Source organism: Streptococcus parasanguinis (assembly GCF_001073155.1).
Taxonomy (GTDB): domain Bacteria; phylum Bacillota; class Bacilli; order Lactobacillales; family Streptococcaceae; genus Streptococcus; species Streptococcus parasanguinis_D.
The window spans coordinates 22102-35205 of the sequence record NZ_JVEE01000007.1; the positions used below are offsets into that span (position 1 = coordinate 22102).

Genomic DNA, 13104 nt, shown 5'->3' on the forward strand with positions numbered 1-13104 from the left:
GAAATTATGAAGATCCATCTTGAATTACCCCGCTATCTAGTTTAGTTAAAAGGCTGTAAAGCTGATCCATAGTGTGAACGTATATAAAATTACCTTGGTAGTGAATTTGGTTAAAGTTAAAAACTGTACCACTCATTAGGTGCGCTTCAAAACCTGAGTTATTCACGCCCTGAAATTTAAAAATAGATTTAATATTATTAGTATTGATAATAAAATTATTTTTAATTTGATCATTTTCTAACATTCTCAAATACACAAGCGCCATGATTATTCCCCCTTAATTCGGAACCCTACAAAATTCTGATCATATTCAGGATTTTCATAAATGTTCCCGATAATTTCAGCTTTATGAAGAATATCTGTTTCATAAGGTGAAATACAATCCGGATCCATGACGTTCAAACATTCCAAGTAAAAGCCGTTACCTGTCAAAACATCTTTACCAGCATTGTCATAGTAGCGGTATTGCCCAAAACGTACAATGGCTTTAATGAAATCAATCTGAAGAATATCCCCTTCAAAGATTTCTTTTCCGGTTTTGTCTTTAGTATTTGTGGAAAGCATAAGCTCAATTTTTTCCGCCCCGCGTAAGAACGTGATACCATTTCCAATGGATTCAAATTCCCCACAATTAAAATTAATTTCATCAGCAAAATATTTTTCTTTGTCAACCTTATCCCATGCTCTAAATTTTGGAATCATTCTTTCACTTCCTTTTCTACATCGTCTTGGAAATAATCTTTGAGTTTCTCCAAAGCAAATTTTTGTCCTTCTTTTATAAATTCCAGATAATCTTCATCCGATAATATCATTCTTTCACTTCCTTTACTTCAATTCCCGGACAATTAAACACCCAACCAAAGCCGTCTTTTCTTAATTCTTTTTCAGTGTGACATGCCCTAAATTCCCCGAAAGCATTTTCTTCCTTAAATTTCCATGTTTGCGAACATTCTCCAAAATATAGGTATTCACATTCTAGGTTCATACCTTTCATTTTTACTGTATAGCGTTTTTCCGGTTCGATTTCATACCCATACAGCCAAGCGCTTGCCAAAGTATCCATATTCTCACTTTTAGAGTAAAACCATACAGAAATTTCAGAAGTATCTAGCTCATTAGCTATACTTTGAAAAACATCTTCTAGGTCCCAATCACTTGCCTGTGCGTATTCAATACATTCCGCGACAAATTTAGGAATTTTAACTTTCTGTGGTTCGTCTAGTTGTTTCAGATCTTTCAAGATATCAGGAATACATACCCACGTTTCAAGATTACGTTTCATATATACATATTTTTCAATTAGTTCTTGTTTATTCATCTTCCAAATCCTGCTCTTTCACAAAACTACCATTAACCCAGCGCCCTTTTCTGTCTTTGATTTCTTCATAGGCCAGTTCAAAACATTCCACAAAATCATAACCTAATTCCTTACAAATCAAATCCAAGTAAAGAATAATATTTGAAAGGTTGTATTTGATTGTATTTTCAATTCCTAAATCTTGCGCAACTTTAGCCTGAAAAGCGCTATCTGCCATCATCCAAATCCAAGCGGGAACCCCGCCAAAGTCGGGTAGGTAATCTTCTTTGCGGTCAAAGAAGATAAACTCCGGATTGACGCCGGCCATCATGGCATAACCAATCACCACTACAGCCACATCACCGATTGAATCCTTGATAACGTCTTCTTTATTTTTAAGGTAACCTGAAACCAGCTCCCCCATTTCTTCAATCAATTTCAAGCCTTGCTTATTAACGTCCCCTTGTTCGATACCACGGGCGATAAACCACATCTTTGTACTAAATACAAGATCACTTACTTTTTTACTCATCCGCATTTTTTAAATCCTCTTTTAAAGTTTTAATTCTTCTTCTGATCCGTTCTTTCCGTTGTTGGATCGCTGTTCTAGGGAAGAAATTTCTCAACCGTTGAAAATGTTCTTCATCATCTAGTAAATCTTGATATTTCTGAATCGTATCTTCAATTAATTCCCGTTTCATTCTTCCCCTGCTCCAAATACTCAATTAACCAACCCAAATATTTTTGGGCTTTTTTTAGATCTTCCAGCCCGTTCTTTTTTGAATGTTGCAAAACATACTTAACGACATTTCCAAAAAAGAACCCTTCAGCATATTCCGGACATGGCGCAAAGTTTTTGATCACATCAATCACTTCCATTCCGTTTTTGCCTTTGTAATGGTCCGGCTCATTAATCAAATCTTTCTCCACAAATTCGGTCAAAACTTGCTCAAAACTCTTTTCCTTTTCTATATTTATCCTTTCAAAAAGTTTGTGAAATTTTCCCGGTTACCGGGTTACCGTATTTTTAAAACTTTTTTAATTTTATTTTTAACAAACGTTGATATAATAGGCTTTCTTATTATTTATAAATATTTTTATACTTTTTTTATAAAATACGGTAACTCGGTAACTTTTATATAATTAGTACTAATAAAGTCAGTAATACCAAGGGTTTTCACGGTTACCGTAAGGTTACCGATCTCCCAAAAAGTTACCGATCTCCACCCCAAAAGTTACCGAAAGTTACCGTAGGTTACCGATCGGTTACCGTAATTTTTTTTCACAAAGTTATAATATTTTAGTTAATTTTAACAAAACCTTTTATAGTTTTTCCGTTTGCTTTATAAGCTTTTTTCTCCCAATTTGGGAGATGGTCAATAATTAAATTGATCTTTGCGGAAAGCTTCCGATCATTTGAATTTTTCATAAATAAGTTGTACATAATTTCACGGGTTGAAACTCTTTTAAGTTCTTCCGTCCCAAATTCAACATCTGAAGAATTATCAAACCAAGACGCTGTATATTGGTGTTGACGTTGTGCCGGCATACGCTCCCAATGGGAAGGAATAGGCATTTCAAGATAATCCATTACCTGAATTTCAACTTCATCTCTATACATGAATGTTTCTCGGTACGTTTCAAGTTCTTCTTCCGTTTCCGCGTCAAATTTCAATTCAAAGCCTTCTTTGAAGATCGAAACAGCTTCCCCCCATATTTGATCTATGGTATTTTGTTCAATCTCCATAGGGTGTTTTCTTTGCTTAGAACCATCAACCAGCACGGGGAGAAAGCGCCGTTCACCGGTCTTGTCTTTCAAATATTCCCGCTGGTTTGTGGTCCGGGCCAAAATAAAGTTTTTCGCAAATTCTTCCGTCTTTGACATATAAGGCCGGCGGTAACGTAAGCTAGTTTTTGAAATAAAAGCTTTGGTTTCAGCGAATGACATCCGGTTACTTGCTACCATTTCATCGTCATTGACGATCAGGCTTTTTAACATAATGTCAAAATTATCCTTATTGTTGAAGTCGGTCACGGCGTCGGTATACCAAGGCCCGCCGATTTTCTGAAGTAGGGACGTTTTCCCCACGCCCTGACCGCCTACCAAATCTAAAACGTAATCAAACTTGGTAAAGGGTTCATAAACTTTGGCCACGGCTCCGATTAGCCACATTTCCGCAATCTTGGAAATTAAGGGGGTGTCTTCAGCACCTAAATAGTGTTGAAACATTTTCCCAATCCGTTCCCGGCCGTCCCACTCTTTGGCCACGCGCTCCATGTATTCCATTACCGGATTGTAAGAACGTTCAGAAAAGAAAGTTTCAAGGCCGGCTTTCATGGCGTTTGGTGAATAAACAACCCCTAAATTATTTTCAAAGTACACTGTAAGCACACTTACAAAACTAGCGGGCAATTCCCCAGCTTGAAACGTGGTATTTCCTAGCCTGATTTCTTGCGTAAGCTCATATTCTTGGGAAAAATCATTCCGTCTTAAATATTGCCCTAGCTGTTCATCTGCTTTAAGGGACATTACCACGTTAGCCGGGCTGGTGCTTTTAATATCCCCGCTGGCCGTTAAAACTAATTTAGGGTTTTTGTCTATACTTACTACATTACCAATCTCTCTCACCCCCTTCTATCTTTCTTGATCATACTTTCAACCGTCCGCCTTACCTCAATATCAGGTAAAGGGTTTAAACTGTTTCCGTTTGCGATTTCTGCAAGTTTTAAGACGTGTTCTTCATCCACGGCCCTAAATAACAACCCGCCTACAAACTTAGCTAGTTTGTCATTGCGTCCGCCTTCATCTCCAAAACCTACCGCGATAGTTTCAAATAAATCCGTTGTTTGGTTTTTCTCCCGGTATAGGCTTCTTTCTTTCAGGTCTTTCAAACCTTCAGATCTGTACCCGTGTGTTTCTTGGTAGGTCTTCTTCAGGGCTTGGATCAGCTCCTTAGAAGGTGTTACCATTGTCCCGCCTTCACTAGACTTTTCTAGATCCCATTCATACTGACCCTTTTCAGTCGCGGAAGGTGCTACCAAAACGTAATTATTTTCATGGGCTTTTATATCCACCCCCGGAAGAAAACCGATCATTTGAGTGATTGGGCTATCTTCCCTTTTAAAGTAGAATAAATGCTTCCCACCGCTTGCGGTTTTGGCTTGCAAGGTCGGTTCAATTAGGTTCAAATACTTCCAGCGTTTGAGTGATTCAAACCCGTTTTCTTTTCCATGCTTATCAATATCAATTACGAAAAAGTTAGTAGTTTTTAAGGCTATGTTAGCGTTTGGGTGCTGGTCCCAAAAATCCGCTATTTCTTCCGCTGTCATTTTTGGCTTGTCCGCGAACTCTATCATAGGCCTTTTATTTTTAGGGTTGATAGGAATGACGGCAAAGCCTAACTTTTGATATTGTAAAGCGTAGTGCTTCATGCTAGCCATTCCCATTTACTCCTAAATGTTAGAATGGTAGATCATCTTCATTTACTTCTACGGAGCTTGTATTTGGTAGGCCTTCAGCTTCATTAAGATCATAGTTGCGGTAAGTTTTACCCTTGCTTTCTGATTCAATGATTACCAAAGTATAGTAGGTTCCTACCGCTTTACGGTTAAGGGCTTCTTCTAGGGCCTTACCATCATCAAAATCAGCTTTAAAGGGTGCGTCGTCTGCAAAGGCTAGGGCTTTTTGGAAGAACTTGATTGTACGTTGTACAGACCAGCCGATATCTTTCCCGTTCCAAGTGTCCAAGGTACCGAATGAAACATATTCGGTCCGGCCGTCATAATCACCACCACGAATTTCAAAGCGGTATTGTAGGCTTTCCCATCCGCTTTCTGCTACATTAAACTGTACAGATTTCAAAATAGCTTGGTATTCACCGGCTGGAATTGGTGCCGGGCCGTTTGCGCTGTCTTTGCGTGGGTCAAACCCTTCTTTTTTAATTGATTGTGCAATGTCTAGTAAACTCATTGTTTAATTCTCCTTTTGTGTTTAAATTATTTATTTAAAATTGTTGTATTAAAAAATTAGAAAAGATCATCTTCAGAAACGGTTTCCTGTTTCTGTGGTTTAGTCGCCTTTGGCTTTTCTTCCTTGGCTTCTTCCTTTTTAACTGGTGCCGGCTTGCTTGGTGCTTTTGTTGGTTCCAAGGCCCCGCGGATCGTTGATAAGATTTTCAAGATTTCTTTATCATCCACCTGGTCCATATAGTATTTTTTGCGTTTGCGATCAACTTCACGGTTATAATGATTTCCAACTTTTTCAGTCTTAATCATCAAATCACAATTCCCATTGAATTGATTTAATTGTTTTTGACCCAAGGAAGGGCGTTCACCAATTTTCTTTCCTTTATCGTCATAAACTTCATCAAGACGGGAAATATAAATAACGTTGAATGGCATAGCTTTCAAATCTGAGATCATTTCTTTCAGCACCGATTTCAGCATAGCATAACCTTTTCCGTAGCCAATTTCTGCTAAGCTATCCACCCCGAATTGGTTTTGGAGCGCAAAGGAAATTAGATCAATCACATCATCAATTACATCAATTACGATTGTTTGGTAATTGTGTTTTTGAGTTCGCAAGGCTAGCACGATTTCCGAAAGTTGTTCAATTACTGACTTTGTAATTTGTCCTTTATCGTCCTTAACATTCAATAACTGAATACTAGGTACGGTGTTAGCTTCAGCGTTACCATCTGTATTTAAGATGATAGGGTTTGGAAACTCATTTGCCAAGTAGCTTTTCCCACTCATGGTATCGCCATAGATAAAGAAATTTCTAGGTGTGTCCTTTGGGATCTGTGGTTTATTTTCAGGTAATTTAAAGGCCATTTTATTCACCTTCCCCAAAAATTGCTGAAGCTAAACGGCGTTTCAGAAATTCACCAAAGTCACCAAGGCCATCTGAATCATCCTTTTCAATTTCACGGATTTCATCCCCGTTTGGGTAAGTGAGTTCAAAAGTTGCGTTTACTTCAATGATTTCAGCGCCTAGCGTTTTAGCAAGCAATTTCATTTGTTTCTTTTGCGCTTCATAAGCTTCCGGAATCATTGTTAAAGCTTTATGAATTTCATCCGTATATTCTGCATGGTAAGCAAGTGTGCCTTTACTTTGGTATTTAGCCAAAAATTCGCCTTCTTCTTTGTCACGGAATACATAATATTTAGTAGTTACTTTAGTCATTGTTTTGTTCCTCATTATCTTTCTTTTCTTCTTTTGTTGCGCGTTCCCCTAGTAGAAACCCTACTAGGAAAATAAGTGTACTGAATACGATTGTTTCAATATTCATTTCTATCCATCCTTAAAATAAAATTCAATAACATTTACATCATGTTGTTGCCGGCTCCCTGTGATCCGCCAAAGTAATTGCCTATAATCGTTATATTCCCCGGATTCTTCACTTACCGGGTCCAGCACTACAATAGTCTTGTATTTGTGTTGTAAGCCATCCACTCCTACGCCTAGGACTTGACTAGTAGCAACTACTACCTTGTTTTCTAGGCCTTCCTGTCGGTCACCGGTCCATATTCCTATATTTGGGTGTCGGTCATGGATCACATTTACAACCTGTTTGGACTTGCTGACTATAAGCATATCTTCAGGGGTTCGATTTATTAAACCGTCAAGCGTGGTTAGTAACGGGGTATCTTGGTTTGTTGGTTTCAACTTTGGAAAGTCAACTTCTACCCCGGTTTGCTGTAAGTAACGTTCAAAGGTAGCCCGGCCAAAGGATTGTTTAGCTATAGCGCTCTTACCGTCAACCGTTACTAAATTCAGCTTTCTAAATTTCTTTAAAAGTTCCGGATTTCCGGCCTTTAAAGTGTTTTTATAAAAGCGGATCTTGTAGCCGTTGTTTTCTGTCGCCTGTTCAATCTTTTCTATCTCTTCCCAGCGGAAGAAGTTAGGGAGATTATCAACATAGCTTTCATAATTTTTAAAATCTTTCCATTTCTCTTTAGAGTAAGAAAACGGATCATAAACCATTTGGCCATGTGTTTTCTGCCAATCAAATTTATTATTTGGATCAGCGCGCCCAAAGATTGTTTTTTCAAGCGGGTAGAAATTCAGCCCCTTTTTCCTGATTGGGGTAGCGGATAGCCCTATAGTGTATTTACGCTTTATTTTGCGATATAAGCCCCTTAATTTGTCACTACTCATATTCTGCCATTCGTCTATTATTAAGACGTCACAAGCGATTTTAAGGCCCTTTTTAACCCTATTCTGTAAAGTTCTATCCGTTATAATTTCAAAATCGCAATTATCCGAATAGTTGAACTTTTGAACCGTGTCTTTCCAGCCTTCAAGAATGGATAAGCGGTTATTTAAGATCAAGACTTTCTTAGCTTTCTTGTGCTTACAGATTTCAAGGGCGCAAATTGTTTTGCCACGGCCCCCAAGGGCTTCTAAAAAGATACCGTTTGTTAGTCTATCGCTACGCTTTACGGCTTCTTCTTGCCATTTTTTAAGCTGTATCGCTATTTTCTACCACCGCCTTTCCAATGTCGGAAACAACTTCTTCAATGTCGTTTCTTACGGCCCAAAACAATCCCAGCCGGACCGACGCCCTCACGTCTTGGTGATGGCTTTTGCTAAACTTCCAAAGGTTCAGGGCCTTTAGTAGTTCATTTGGTATGTCCGATTGATAACCGGCGTTACGCTGTAGAATAGCTTCCGGAAAAAATAACTGAAAGTAAGCGATAGTTTCCATTACTGAATTATCTTTAGATAAGTCATTGTCACGCGCTTCAAATTTTTCAATTATTACTACGTCCGGGGTTAGTTCATAGCCTATTTCATCAAACCACTGTTTAATATGTGGTAGCCCTTTAGGTACTACCCAATAATTTATTAAACGGGCATTATTAAGGTAGGCAATCCCTGAGGTGCTATCTTTGGCCTTATTTGAAGAAGGGTCAATAGTTAAAATTTTCATTTTATCGAATCCTTAAACTACGATTTTCCTGAAGGCTTGCGCCCTTCACTTTTTTACCTTCTTTCAAAAGGTCATACAATCCCTTTTTGTCAGGGGCTTCAGTTACCTTTTTCACCCAATATTTTTTAGGTAGGCTTGCTTCATCCACAATAACGCTTTCTTTTGATTTTTGGACCGATAGAGTGAACAGCTTACCTTTGATCTTGGTTTTTCCTGTTACTTCCATTGCCCCCTGAAGGTTGCGTTTCAACCAATCAATTTTCTTAGTGTTGGTATCGCGTTTCTTTTTTAGGCGTTCTTCTTCAGCCTTGTAAGCTGTATTTTCTGCTTCAAGGTTCCGGATCACCATTGCGTAATTTTCCGCCTTGGTTTCTATTTCTTCATCCAGCCCCAGCGCTTCGATAGTGTCCAGCTTGGTTTCTTCATCAATATCCATGTTATAGATATCTAGGTACTGCCCTACTAATTCATAAAGCATAGTTAATACCTCACATTTCTTTCTTTATCTTGGTAGTCCTTAATCATTAATTTATATTTCAAAATTAATTCTTTTTGATTTCTGATTAGGACATCTTGTTTATTTTTGATCCTTGTTAGCTTTCTTTCTCTTTCAAGTGTCACCCGTAGAAGGTCCCCTTGTTCAAGTATTCGGCTGTCTTGGATCTCAATAATATTTTCAAGTTTCTTGATCTTTCTAGCTTTTTTAAAGAACATTGTCTAGGCTCCAATCATTGTCAGAAATAGATTGTTTTCTTAAAATCGCCATTTGGTTATTGTGTTCTTCAATAACTTTCCGATCATGTTCGGCTATTTCCTGATCCCAAAACGCTTGTAATTCTGCGATCTTTTGGGCTTTCTTTTCGCGTTTCTTTGCTATTCTATGGTCAATCACTGAAGCAAGGAAACCAACGGAAAAGAATAACGTTCCGGCCATTACTGTCCCTAAAAATTGACTTGTTTGGCTTGGTTCTAACATTGTTCAATCTCCTTTAATTGTTCAAAAATTTCATATACGTCCTTCAGGTCGTACATATTATCCCGGCCTTGCTTTCTGTATTTCAGGCCTTTCCGTCTTAAATATTTAATATAGCTGTGGTCAAATCCAAACTTCTTACACAAAGTCTTCTGGTTAATTGGGAGCTGTTCAGCTTCCATTTCTTTTCTAACTTCTTCTTTTGCAAACTGAAGAAGCTCTTTAATGGCCATTTTTGCTATTTCATCATTTAACAAAGGCGGTAAACTTATATTTTCCATTTCCACCCCCTCAACTATGCGGGCAAGCTAGTTTGTGTTATAATGTAGGTAGTTAAAATTTTCTGAAGCGCTCAATTCTTTGGGTGCTTCTTTTTTTGTCTAGTCAATGTTGTAATCAGCAATGACTTGCAAAATGAATTTGTTCGCTTTTGGCCCACGGGTTGAACCGTTCAAAATGTTAGTTACTTCTTGACGGTCCCGGCCGTATACAGAAGCCAAATCGCTTTTTTTAATGTTGTTCTTTTCCAAGAAGGCAACTACTTTTTTTCGTCCTACGTCAATATCTGGCATTTATGTTTCCCCCTTTCTGTTCTTTTTGTAAAATTGAAAGCAACTAAAAAATTAAATATATTTTAAAATTATTGTTGACAATTTTAAACAGATAATTTAAAATGAAGACATAAGAAAACACTAGCAAATTTAATAAAACCGGTTCGCCAAAACTTGATTTTATCATTTTATTTTTTAGTTGTTTTTTTAGTTGTTTTTTTAGTTGCTTATCACTTACAAAAATCATTTTAAATCAATTATTTAAAATTGTCAATAGTTTTTAATAAAATAATTTAAAATATTTTTGTCAATCTCCAAGAAAGGTTGATAAATCAATGCTTTACACGTTTGAAAAAATTAAAGAATTATCGAAAAAACGGGGTCTTTCTTTAAATCAGCTAGAAGAAAAGCTGGGTTATAGTAGAAATACTTTGTATTCTTTAAAACGTCAAAATGTCAGCACCAAACGCCTGCAAGAAATTGCGGACTATTTAGAAGTGTCTGTTGATTATTTACTAGGGAAGTCGGAAAACCCTACTATTGCTTCTAATGATCAATCAGGCCAAACCGCCCTTAATGTTGAAGACATGGCCCAAAATGTCATGATGTTCGGCGGGCGTGAATTAACTGAAGAAAAGAAGAAAGTAATTCAATCCATTATAGAAGCATATCTAAAGGGGACTGAAGAATAGGTATAACGCCTTGACTGAACAAGAAATTTTAAAGGGTTATGATATTACTGTACACACTTTTAACGGCGATCTGTTGCCGGATGAAGTCGGTTTTTACGATCCTAAAACCCGGACTGCTTTCATTTCCGATAAGCTAAACAAGCGGGAAAGAATGAAAGTGTTACTTCACGAATTGGGCCACCTTGACCATACCACGGCGGAATATACTAATGCTAGGGTGCGCTGTGAGAATGAAGCGAATAGGAACATGATTCATCATTTATTAAAAGACGCCCTTTCTCAATTAGAAAATAAGGCGGATTTTAATTATATGAAATTCATGGAGTATTACCAGCTTACCACTGTCACGGATGAAATCATGATCAAGGAAGAATATAAGGCCTTAATTTAGGAAAAGGAGTTTTAAAATGAAAATTGGAGTTAGAACACCCAGCCTTAAAAAGAGTTTTAAAGCTAGGACAACCGGAAGAATTAATAGAACTTTAAAAAAATCAGTAAACCCTTTATACGGAAAAAAAGGAATGGGCTATATTAAGAACCCTGAAAAGGCGATTTATAACAAGGCTTATCACAAGGTAACGGTTGACTCATTAAAACCACTAAAGAACGGAAGCCATAATAATACCAAGCGAACGGCGCCGGAACCTGAATTGGTAGGGTATAGCTTTTATAGAATTGAAACTAAAGAATATATTTGTAATAAAGTAATGTATATTCTTTTAGCTGTATTCTTAGGAATTTTTGGGGCGCAATACTTCTATTCAGGCCAAAAGAAAAAAGGCTTCCTGTCCCTGTGTTTCTTTTGGACTACTGTACCTTTCTTTGTTGGTTTATATTGTGCCTTAGTAGCTTTGTTTCTAAAAGTTGATACAAACGGAAATATAAAAATAATTGATAAAGAAAAAATAAAAACGGATCAACTTGCCGGGGCAAGTGAAGCAATGAAACAAATAGAGAAGTATTCTACTCCATTAATGACTACTTCAGATCTTGAAATTTATTCAGATTCATTAAAAAACACCTTAGACAATCTTTCTAAATTAGCGCCTTTGTGTGAAGCTTTTCCGGAAAATAAGGAAGTTAGGGCTTTGGCTGAATCCGTTGAAGGAATGTACAAAGGCTTAGAAGGTGAAGAAAGTAATTTCATTAAACGTTATTATTCCGAACAGTTAGAAATTTCTAAAAGGTTGGATAACCCGGAATATTTGGAAGCTAGCAAACAAAAATTAATTGATTCAGGGATCTTTTCAGATTCAGGAATAGAATTAATTGAACTTTTATATAAATAAAAAAAGCCTTTCCGGCTTTGGCAAGCTGGAAAGGAAAAGATAAAGAAATACTATGTACAAGGGTAGTATAACAAATTCATTTCACTTTTTCAACTATGCGGGCAAGCTAGTAGAAAGGAAACGATATGATAAAGAAATATACTACTACAAACGGGGAAACCCGTTACTTATTCCAAACTTATTTAGGGGTTGACCCCTTGACCGGTAAGGAAAGAAGAACCACGCGCCGGGGGTTTAAGACCCAAAAGGAAGCTAAACAAGCGGAAAGAAACCTACTTTTAGACGTGGAAGAAAACGGCCTTCCAAGTGCTGAACGCTCCCAGCTTTTAAATCCGACGTTTGAAGAATTGTCCGCCCTGTGGTTGGAGAATTACAAAACCACGGTCAAACCTAGCACATTCGAAAATGTCCGGTCCAAGGTTGAGAAAATGACTGAGGAACACTTTAAAGGGATGAAGCTGAAACAAATTACAGTCACATACTGCCAAAAGGTAGTAATTGAGTTAAGTAAAAGCTACGTCCTATATAATCATTATCTTTCAGTTATTAACCGAATTTTTAAATACGCCGTCTTAATGGATGTACTTCATTCAAACCCCTTTGATAAGGTGATCAAACCGAAAAGCCGGCAAACTCAAAGGAAGGGGAACTTTTTAACCAAGGAAGAATTAAAGGAGTTTTTAAAACTAGCACAAAATGCTACGCTATCTTATTTCTTCCCGCTAGTTCATCTAATGGCTTATACCGGGTTACGCCAAGGGGAAGCCCTAGCCCTAAAGTGGTCTGATATTGATTTTGAAGGTAAAAAAATCACTGTCAATAAAACAGCGGTCAGGATCAAAGAGAAACAAAGTCTTCAAACACCTAAAACAAAAAATAGCAAGCGCGTGATTTCTATTGATCCTAACACTCTTTCAATCCTGAAGAATTGGAAAAAGGACCAAATAAAGATTTACTTCAAAAATGGTAAGCACTTTGAAGGTGATGATAATTTCATTTTTACAAACCAGCGGGGCGATTGGGTACACATTCACAATTTTATACCATACTTCAAACGCTTCGTAACTGAACACGGCCTAAAACCAATCACACCCCACGGCTTACGACATACACACGCTTCATTGCTGTTTAGCGCTGGTGTGGAACCTAAAAATATTTCCGATAGATTAGGGCATAGCACCGTTCAAATTACGCTGGATCTGTACACCCACATAACGGAAGAACAGCGAACCGATACAGTGGAAAAACTTCTTGAATACATGGTAATATAAATATGTCGTATTCAATCCCGTATTCAGTCACTTCCAGCACTTCAGAAAGTCAGTGTTATCAAGGGTTTAGGGGGTGTATGTCACTATTTTAGCATA

22 protein-coding genes are annotated in these 13104 nt (G+C 37.5%); 4 read left to right on the forward strand and 18 right to left on the reverse strand.

The genetic code is table 11. From position 1 onward, the window contains the following. Positions 1-4: 4 nt before the first annotated feature. The 18 genes from ADH92_RS00565 to ADH92_RS00645 form a co-directional block, all read right to left on the reverse strand. The gene (locus ADH92_RS00565) at positions 5-265 is read right to left on the reverse strand and encodes a hypothetical protein (RefSeq protein WP_049495889.1); all 261 of its coding nucleotides are present in this window, start codon (positions 263-265) and stop codon (positions 5-7) included. A gap of 2 nt (positions 266-267) precedes the next feature. Next, the gene (locus ADH92_RS00570) at positions 268-702 is read right to left on the reverse strand and encodes a YopX family protein (RefSeq protein WP_049495892.1); all 435 of its coding nucleotides are present in this window, start codon (positions 700-702) and stop codon (positions 268-270) included. Positions 703-808: 106 nt separating this feature from the next. Then, positions 809-1318, reverse strand: coding sequence for a DUF1642 domain-containing protein (locus ADH92_RS00575; RefSeq protein ID WP_049495894.1), 510 nt, complete (start codon positions 1316-1318; stop codon positions 809-811). Further along, complete coding sequence (locus tag ADH92_RS00580; protein WP_049495963.1) at positions 1311-1829, reverse strand: MazG-like family protein; 519 nt, start codon at positions 1827-1829, stop codon at positions 1311-1313. The genes ADH92_RS00575 and ADH92_RS00580 overlap by 8 nt, the downstream gene beginning before the upstream one ends. Beyond that, positions 1822-1998: a hypothetical protein gene (locus tag ADH92_RS11170; protein WP_160312901.1), complete on the reverse strand. Its 177-nt coding sequence runs from the start codon at positions 1996-1998 to the stop codon at positions 1822-1824. The genes ADH92_RS00580 and ADH92_RS11170 overlap by 8 nt, the downstream gene beginning before the upstream one ends. After that, on the reverse strand, positions 1979-2227 hold the full coding sequence (locus tag ADH92_RS00585) for a DUF3310 domain-containing protein (RefSeq protein ID WP_239681834.1): 249 nt from the start codon (positions 2225-2227) through the stop codon (positions 1979-1981). The genes ADH92_RS11170 and ADH92_RS00585 overlap by 20 nt, the downstream gene beginning before the upstream one ends. Positions 2228-2597: 370 nt before the next feature. After that, the gene (locus ADH92_RS00590) at positions 2598-3926 is read right to left on the reverse strand and encodes a virulence-associated E family protein (protein ID WP_049495898.1); all 1329 of its coding nucleotides are present in this window, start codon (positions 3924-3926) and stop codon (positions 2598-2600) included. After that, positions 3923-4738: a bifunctional DNA primase/polymerase gene (locus ADH92_RS00595; RefSeq protein ID WP_049495901.1), complete on the reverse strand. Its 816-nt coding sequence runs from the start codon at positions 4736-4738 to the stop codon at positions 3923-3925. The genes ADH92_RS00590 and ADH92_RS00595 overlap by 4 nt, the downstream gene beginning before the upstream one ends. Positions 4739-4757: 19 nt before the next feature. After that, positions 4758-5267 (reverse strand): DUF669 domain-containing protein, encoded by a 510-nt coding sequence (locus ADH92_RS00600; protein WP_049495902.1) that lies wholly within the window; start codon positions 5265-5267, stop codon positions 4758-4760. A gap of 56 nt (positions 5268-5323) precedes the next feature. Continuing rightward, on the reverse strand, positions 5324-6130 hold the full coding sequence (locus ADH92_RS00605) for an AAA family ATPase (protein WP_049495905.1): 807 nt from the start codon (positions 6128-6130) through the stop codon (positions 5324-5326). A gap of 1 nt (position 6131) precedes the next feature. Beyond that, positions 6132-6482 carry an SIMPL domain-containing protein gene (locus ADH92_RS00610; RefSeq protein ID WP_049495909.1) on the reverse strand — a complete coding sequence of 117 codons (351 nt, stop codon included), beginning with the start codon at positions 6480-6482 and terminating at the stop codon, positions 6132-6134. A gap of 108 nt (positions 6483-6590) precedes the next feature. After that, a complete protein-coding gene (locus ADH92_RS00615) occupies positions 6591-7778 on the reverse strand; it encodes a DEAD/DEAH box helicase (RefSeq protein ID WP_049495912.1) in 1188 nt (395 codons plus the stop codon). Beyond that, positions 7762-8232 carry a hypothetical protein gene (locus ADH92_RS00620; protein ID WP_049495915.1) on the reverse strand — a complete coding sequence of 157 codons (471 nt, stop codon included), beginning with the start codon at positions 8230-8232 and terminating at the stop codon, positions 7762-7764. The genes ADH92_RS00615 and ADH92_RS00620 overlap by 17 nt, the downstream gene beginning before the upstream one ends. Position 8233: 1 nt before the next feature. Next, positions 8234-8710, reverse strand: a complete 477-nt coding sequence (locus ADH92_RS00625) for a siphovirus Gp157 family protein (RefSeq protein ID WP_049495918.1) — start codon at positions 8708-8710, stop codon at positions 8234-8236. A gap of 2 nt (positions 8711-8712) precedes the next feature. After that, positions 8713-8946, reverse strand: a complete 234-nt coding sequence (locus tag ADH92_RS00630; protein WP_049495922.1) for a hypothetical protein — start codon at positions 8944-8946, stop codon at positions 8713-8715. Further along, entirely contained in the window at positions 8936-9208 is a 273-nt protein-coding gene (locus tag ADH92_RS00635; RefSeq protein WP_049495925.1) for a hypothetical protein, read from the reverse strand. Before ADH92_RS00635 ends, ADH92_RS00630 begins: the two co-directional genes overlap by 11 nt. Then, complete coding sequence (locus tag ADH92_RS00640; RefSeq protein WP_049495926.1) at positions 9202-9486, reverse strand: hypothetical protein; 285 nt, start codon at positions 9484-9486, stop codon at positions 9202-9204. Before ADH92_RS00640 ends, ADH92_RS00635 begins: the two co-directional genes overlap by 7 nt. Before the next feature lie 99 nt (positions 9487-9585). Further along, positions 9586-9777, reverse strand: a complete 192-nt coding sequence (locus ADH92_RS00645; RefSeq protein ID WP_049495928.1) for a hypothetical protein — start codon at positions 9775-9777, stop codon at positions 9586-9588. Between the two features lie 314 nt (positions 9778-10091). Between ADH92_RS00645 and ADH92_RS00650 the strand changes: the two genes are divergently transcribed. The 4 genes from ADH92_RS00650 to ADH92_RS00665 all read left to right on the forward strand — a co-directional run bounded on the left by ADH92_RS00650 (position 10092) and on the right by ADH92_RS00665 (position 13008). Next, a complete protein-coding gene (locus ADH92_RS00650) occupies positions 10092-10448 on the forward strand; it encodes a helix-turn-helix domain-containing protein (protein ID WP_049495932.1) in 357 nt (118 codons plus the stop codon). 10 nt (positions 10449-10458) lie between these two features. Next, on the forward strand, positions 10459-10839 hold the full coding sequence (locus tag ADH92_RS00655; protein WP_049495936.1) for an ImmA/IrrE family metallo-endopeptidase: 381 nt from the start codon (positions 10459-10461) through the stop codon (positions 10837-10839). 16 nt (positions 10840-10855) lie between these two features. Then, complete coding sequence (locus ADH92_RS00660; RefSeq protein ID WP_049495940.1) at positions 10856-11737, forward strand: TM2 domain-containing protein; 882 nt, start codon at positions 10856-10858, stop codon at positions 11735-11737. A 125-nt stretch (positions 11738-11862) separates the two neighbouring features. Then, positions 11863-13008, forward strand: a complete 1146-nt coding sequence (locus ADH92_RS00665) for a site-specific integrase (protein WP_049495942.1) — start codon at positions 11863-11865, stop codon at positions 13006-13008. Positions 13009-13104 lie beyond the last annotated feature (96 nt).

Excerpts from the sequence above, each read along its gene's own strand:
- ADH92_RS00635 (WP_049495925.1), bottom strand. The coding sequence starts at position 9,208 with ATGTTAGAACCAAGCCAAACAAGTCAATTTTTAGGGACAGTAATGGCC.
- ADH92_RS00610 (WP_049495909.1), bottom strand. The coding sequence starts at position 6,482 with ATGACTAAAGTAACTACTAAATATTATGTATTCCGTGACAAAGAAGAA.
- ADH92_RS00665 (WP_049495942.1), top strand. The coding sequence starts at position 11,863 with ATGATAAAGAAATATACTACTACAAACGGGGAAACCCGTTACTTATTC.
- ADH92_RS00565 (WP_049495889.1), bottom strand. The coding sequence starts at position 265 with ATGGCGCTTGTGTATTTGAGAATGTTAGAAAATGATCAAATTAAAAAT.
- ADH92_RS00650 (WP_049495932.1), top strand. The coding sequence starts at position 10,092 with ATGCTTTACACGTTTGAAAAAATTAAAGAATTATCGAAAAAACGGGGT.
- ADH92_RS00580 (WP_049495963.1), bottom strand. The coding sequence starts at position 1,829 with ATGAGTAAAAAAGTAAGTGATCTTGTATTTAGTACAAAGATGTGGTTT.
- ADH92_RS00645 (WP_049495928.1), bottom strand. The coding sequence starts at position 9,777 with ATGCCAGATATTGACGTAGGACGAAAAAAAGTAGTTGCCTTCTTGGAA.
- ADH92_RS00620 (WP_049495915.1), bottom strand. The coding sequence starts at position 8,232 with ATGAAAATTTTAACTATTGACCCTTCTTCAAATAAGGCCAAAGATAGC.
- ADH92_RS00605 (WP_049495905.1), bottom strand. The coding sequence starts at position 6,130 with ATGGCCTTTAAATTACCTGAAAATAAACCACAGATCCCAAAGGACACA.
- ADH92_RS00630 (WP_049495922.1), bottom strand. The coding sequence starts at position 8,946 with ATGTTCTTTAAAAAAGCTAGAAAGATCAAGAAACTTGAAAATATTATT.
- ADH92_RS00595 (WP_049495901.1), bottom strand. The coding sequence starts at position 4,738 with ATGGCTAGCATGAAGCACTACGCTTTACAATATCAAAAGTTAGGCTTT.
- ADH92_RS11170 (WP_160312901.1), bottom strand. The coding sequence starts at position 1,998 with ATGAAACGGGAATTAATTGAAGATACGATTCAGAAATATCAAGATTTA.
- ADH92_RS00600 (WP_049495902.1), bottom strand. The coding sequence starts at position 5,267 with ATGAGTTTACTAGACATTGCACAATCAATTAAAAAAGAAGGGTTTGAC.
- ADH92_RS00660 (WP_049495940.1), top strand. The coding sequence starts at position 10,856 with ATGAAAATTGGAGTTAGAACACCCAGCCTTAAAAAGAGTTTTAAAGCT.
- ADH92_RS00570 (WP_049495892.1), bottom strand. The coding sequence starts at position 702 with ATGATTCCAAAATTTAGAGCATGGGATAAGGTTGACAAAGAAAAATAT.
- ADH92_RS00625 (WP_049495918.1), bottom strand. The coding sequence starts at position 8,710 with ATGCTTTATGAATTAGTAGGGCAGTACCTAGATATCTATAACATGGAT.
- ADH92_RS00640 (WP_049495926.1), bottom strand. The coding sequence starts at position 9,486 with ATGGAAAATATAAGTTTACCGCCTTTGTTAAATGATGAAATAGCAAAA.
- ADH92_RS00575 (WP_049495894.1), bottom strand. The coding sequence starts at position 1,318 with ATGAATAAACAAGAACTAATTGAAAAATATGTATATATGAAACGTAAT.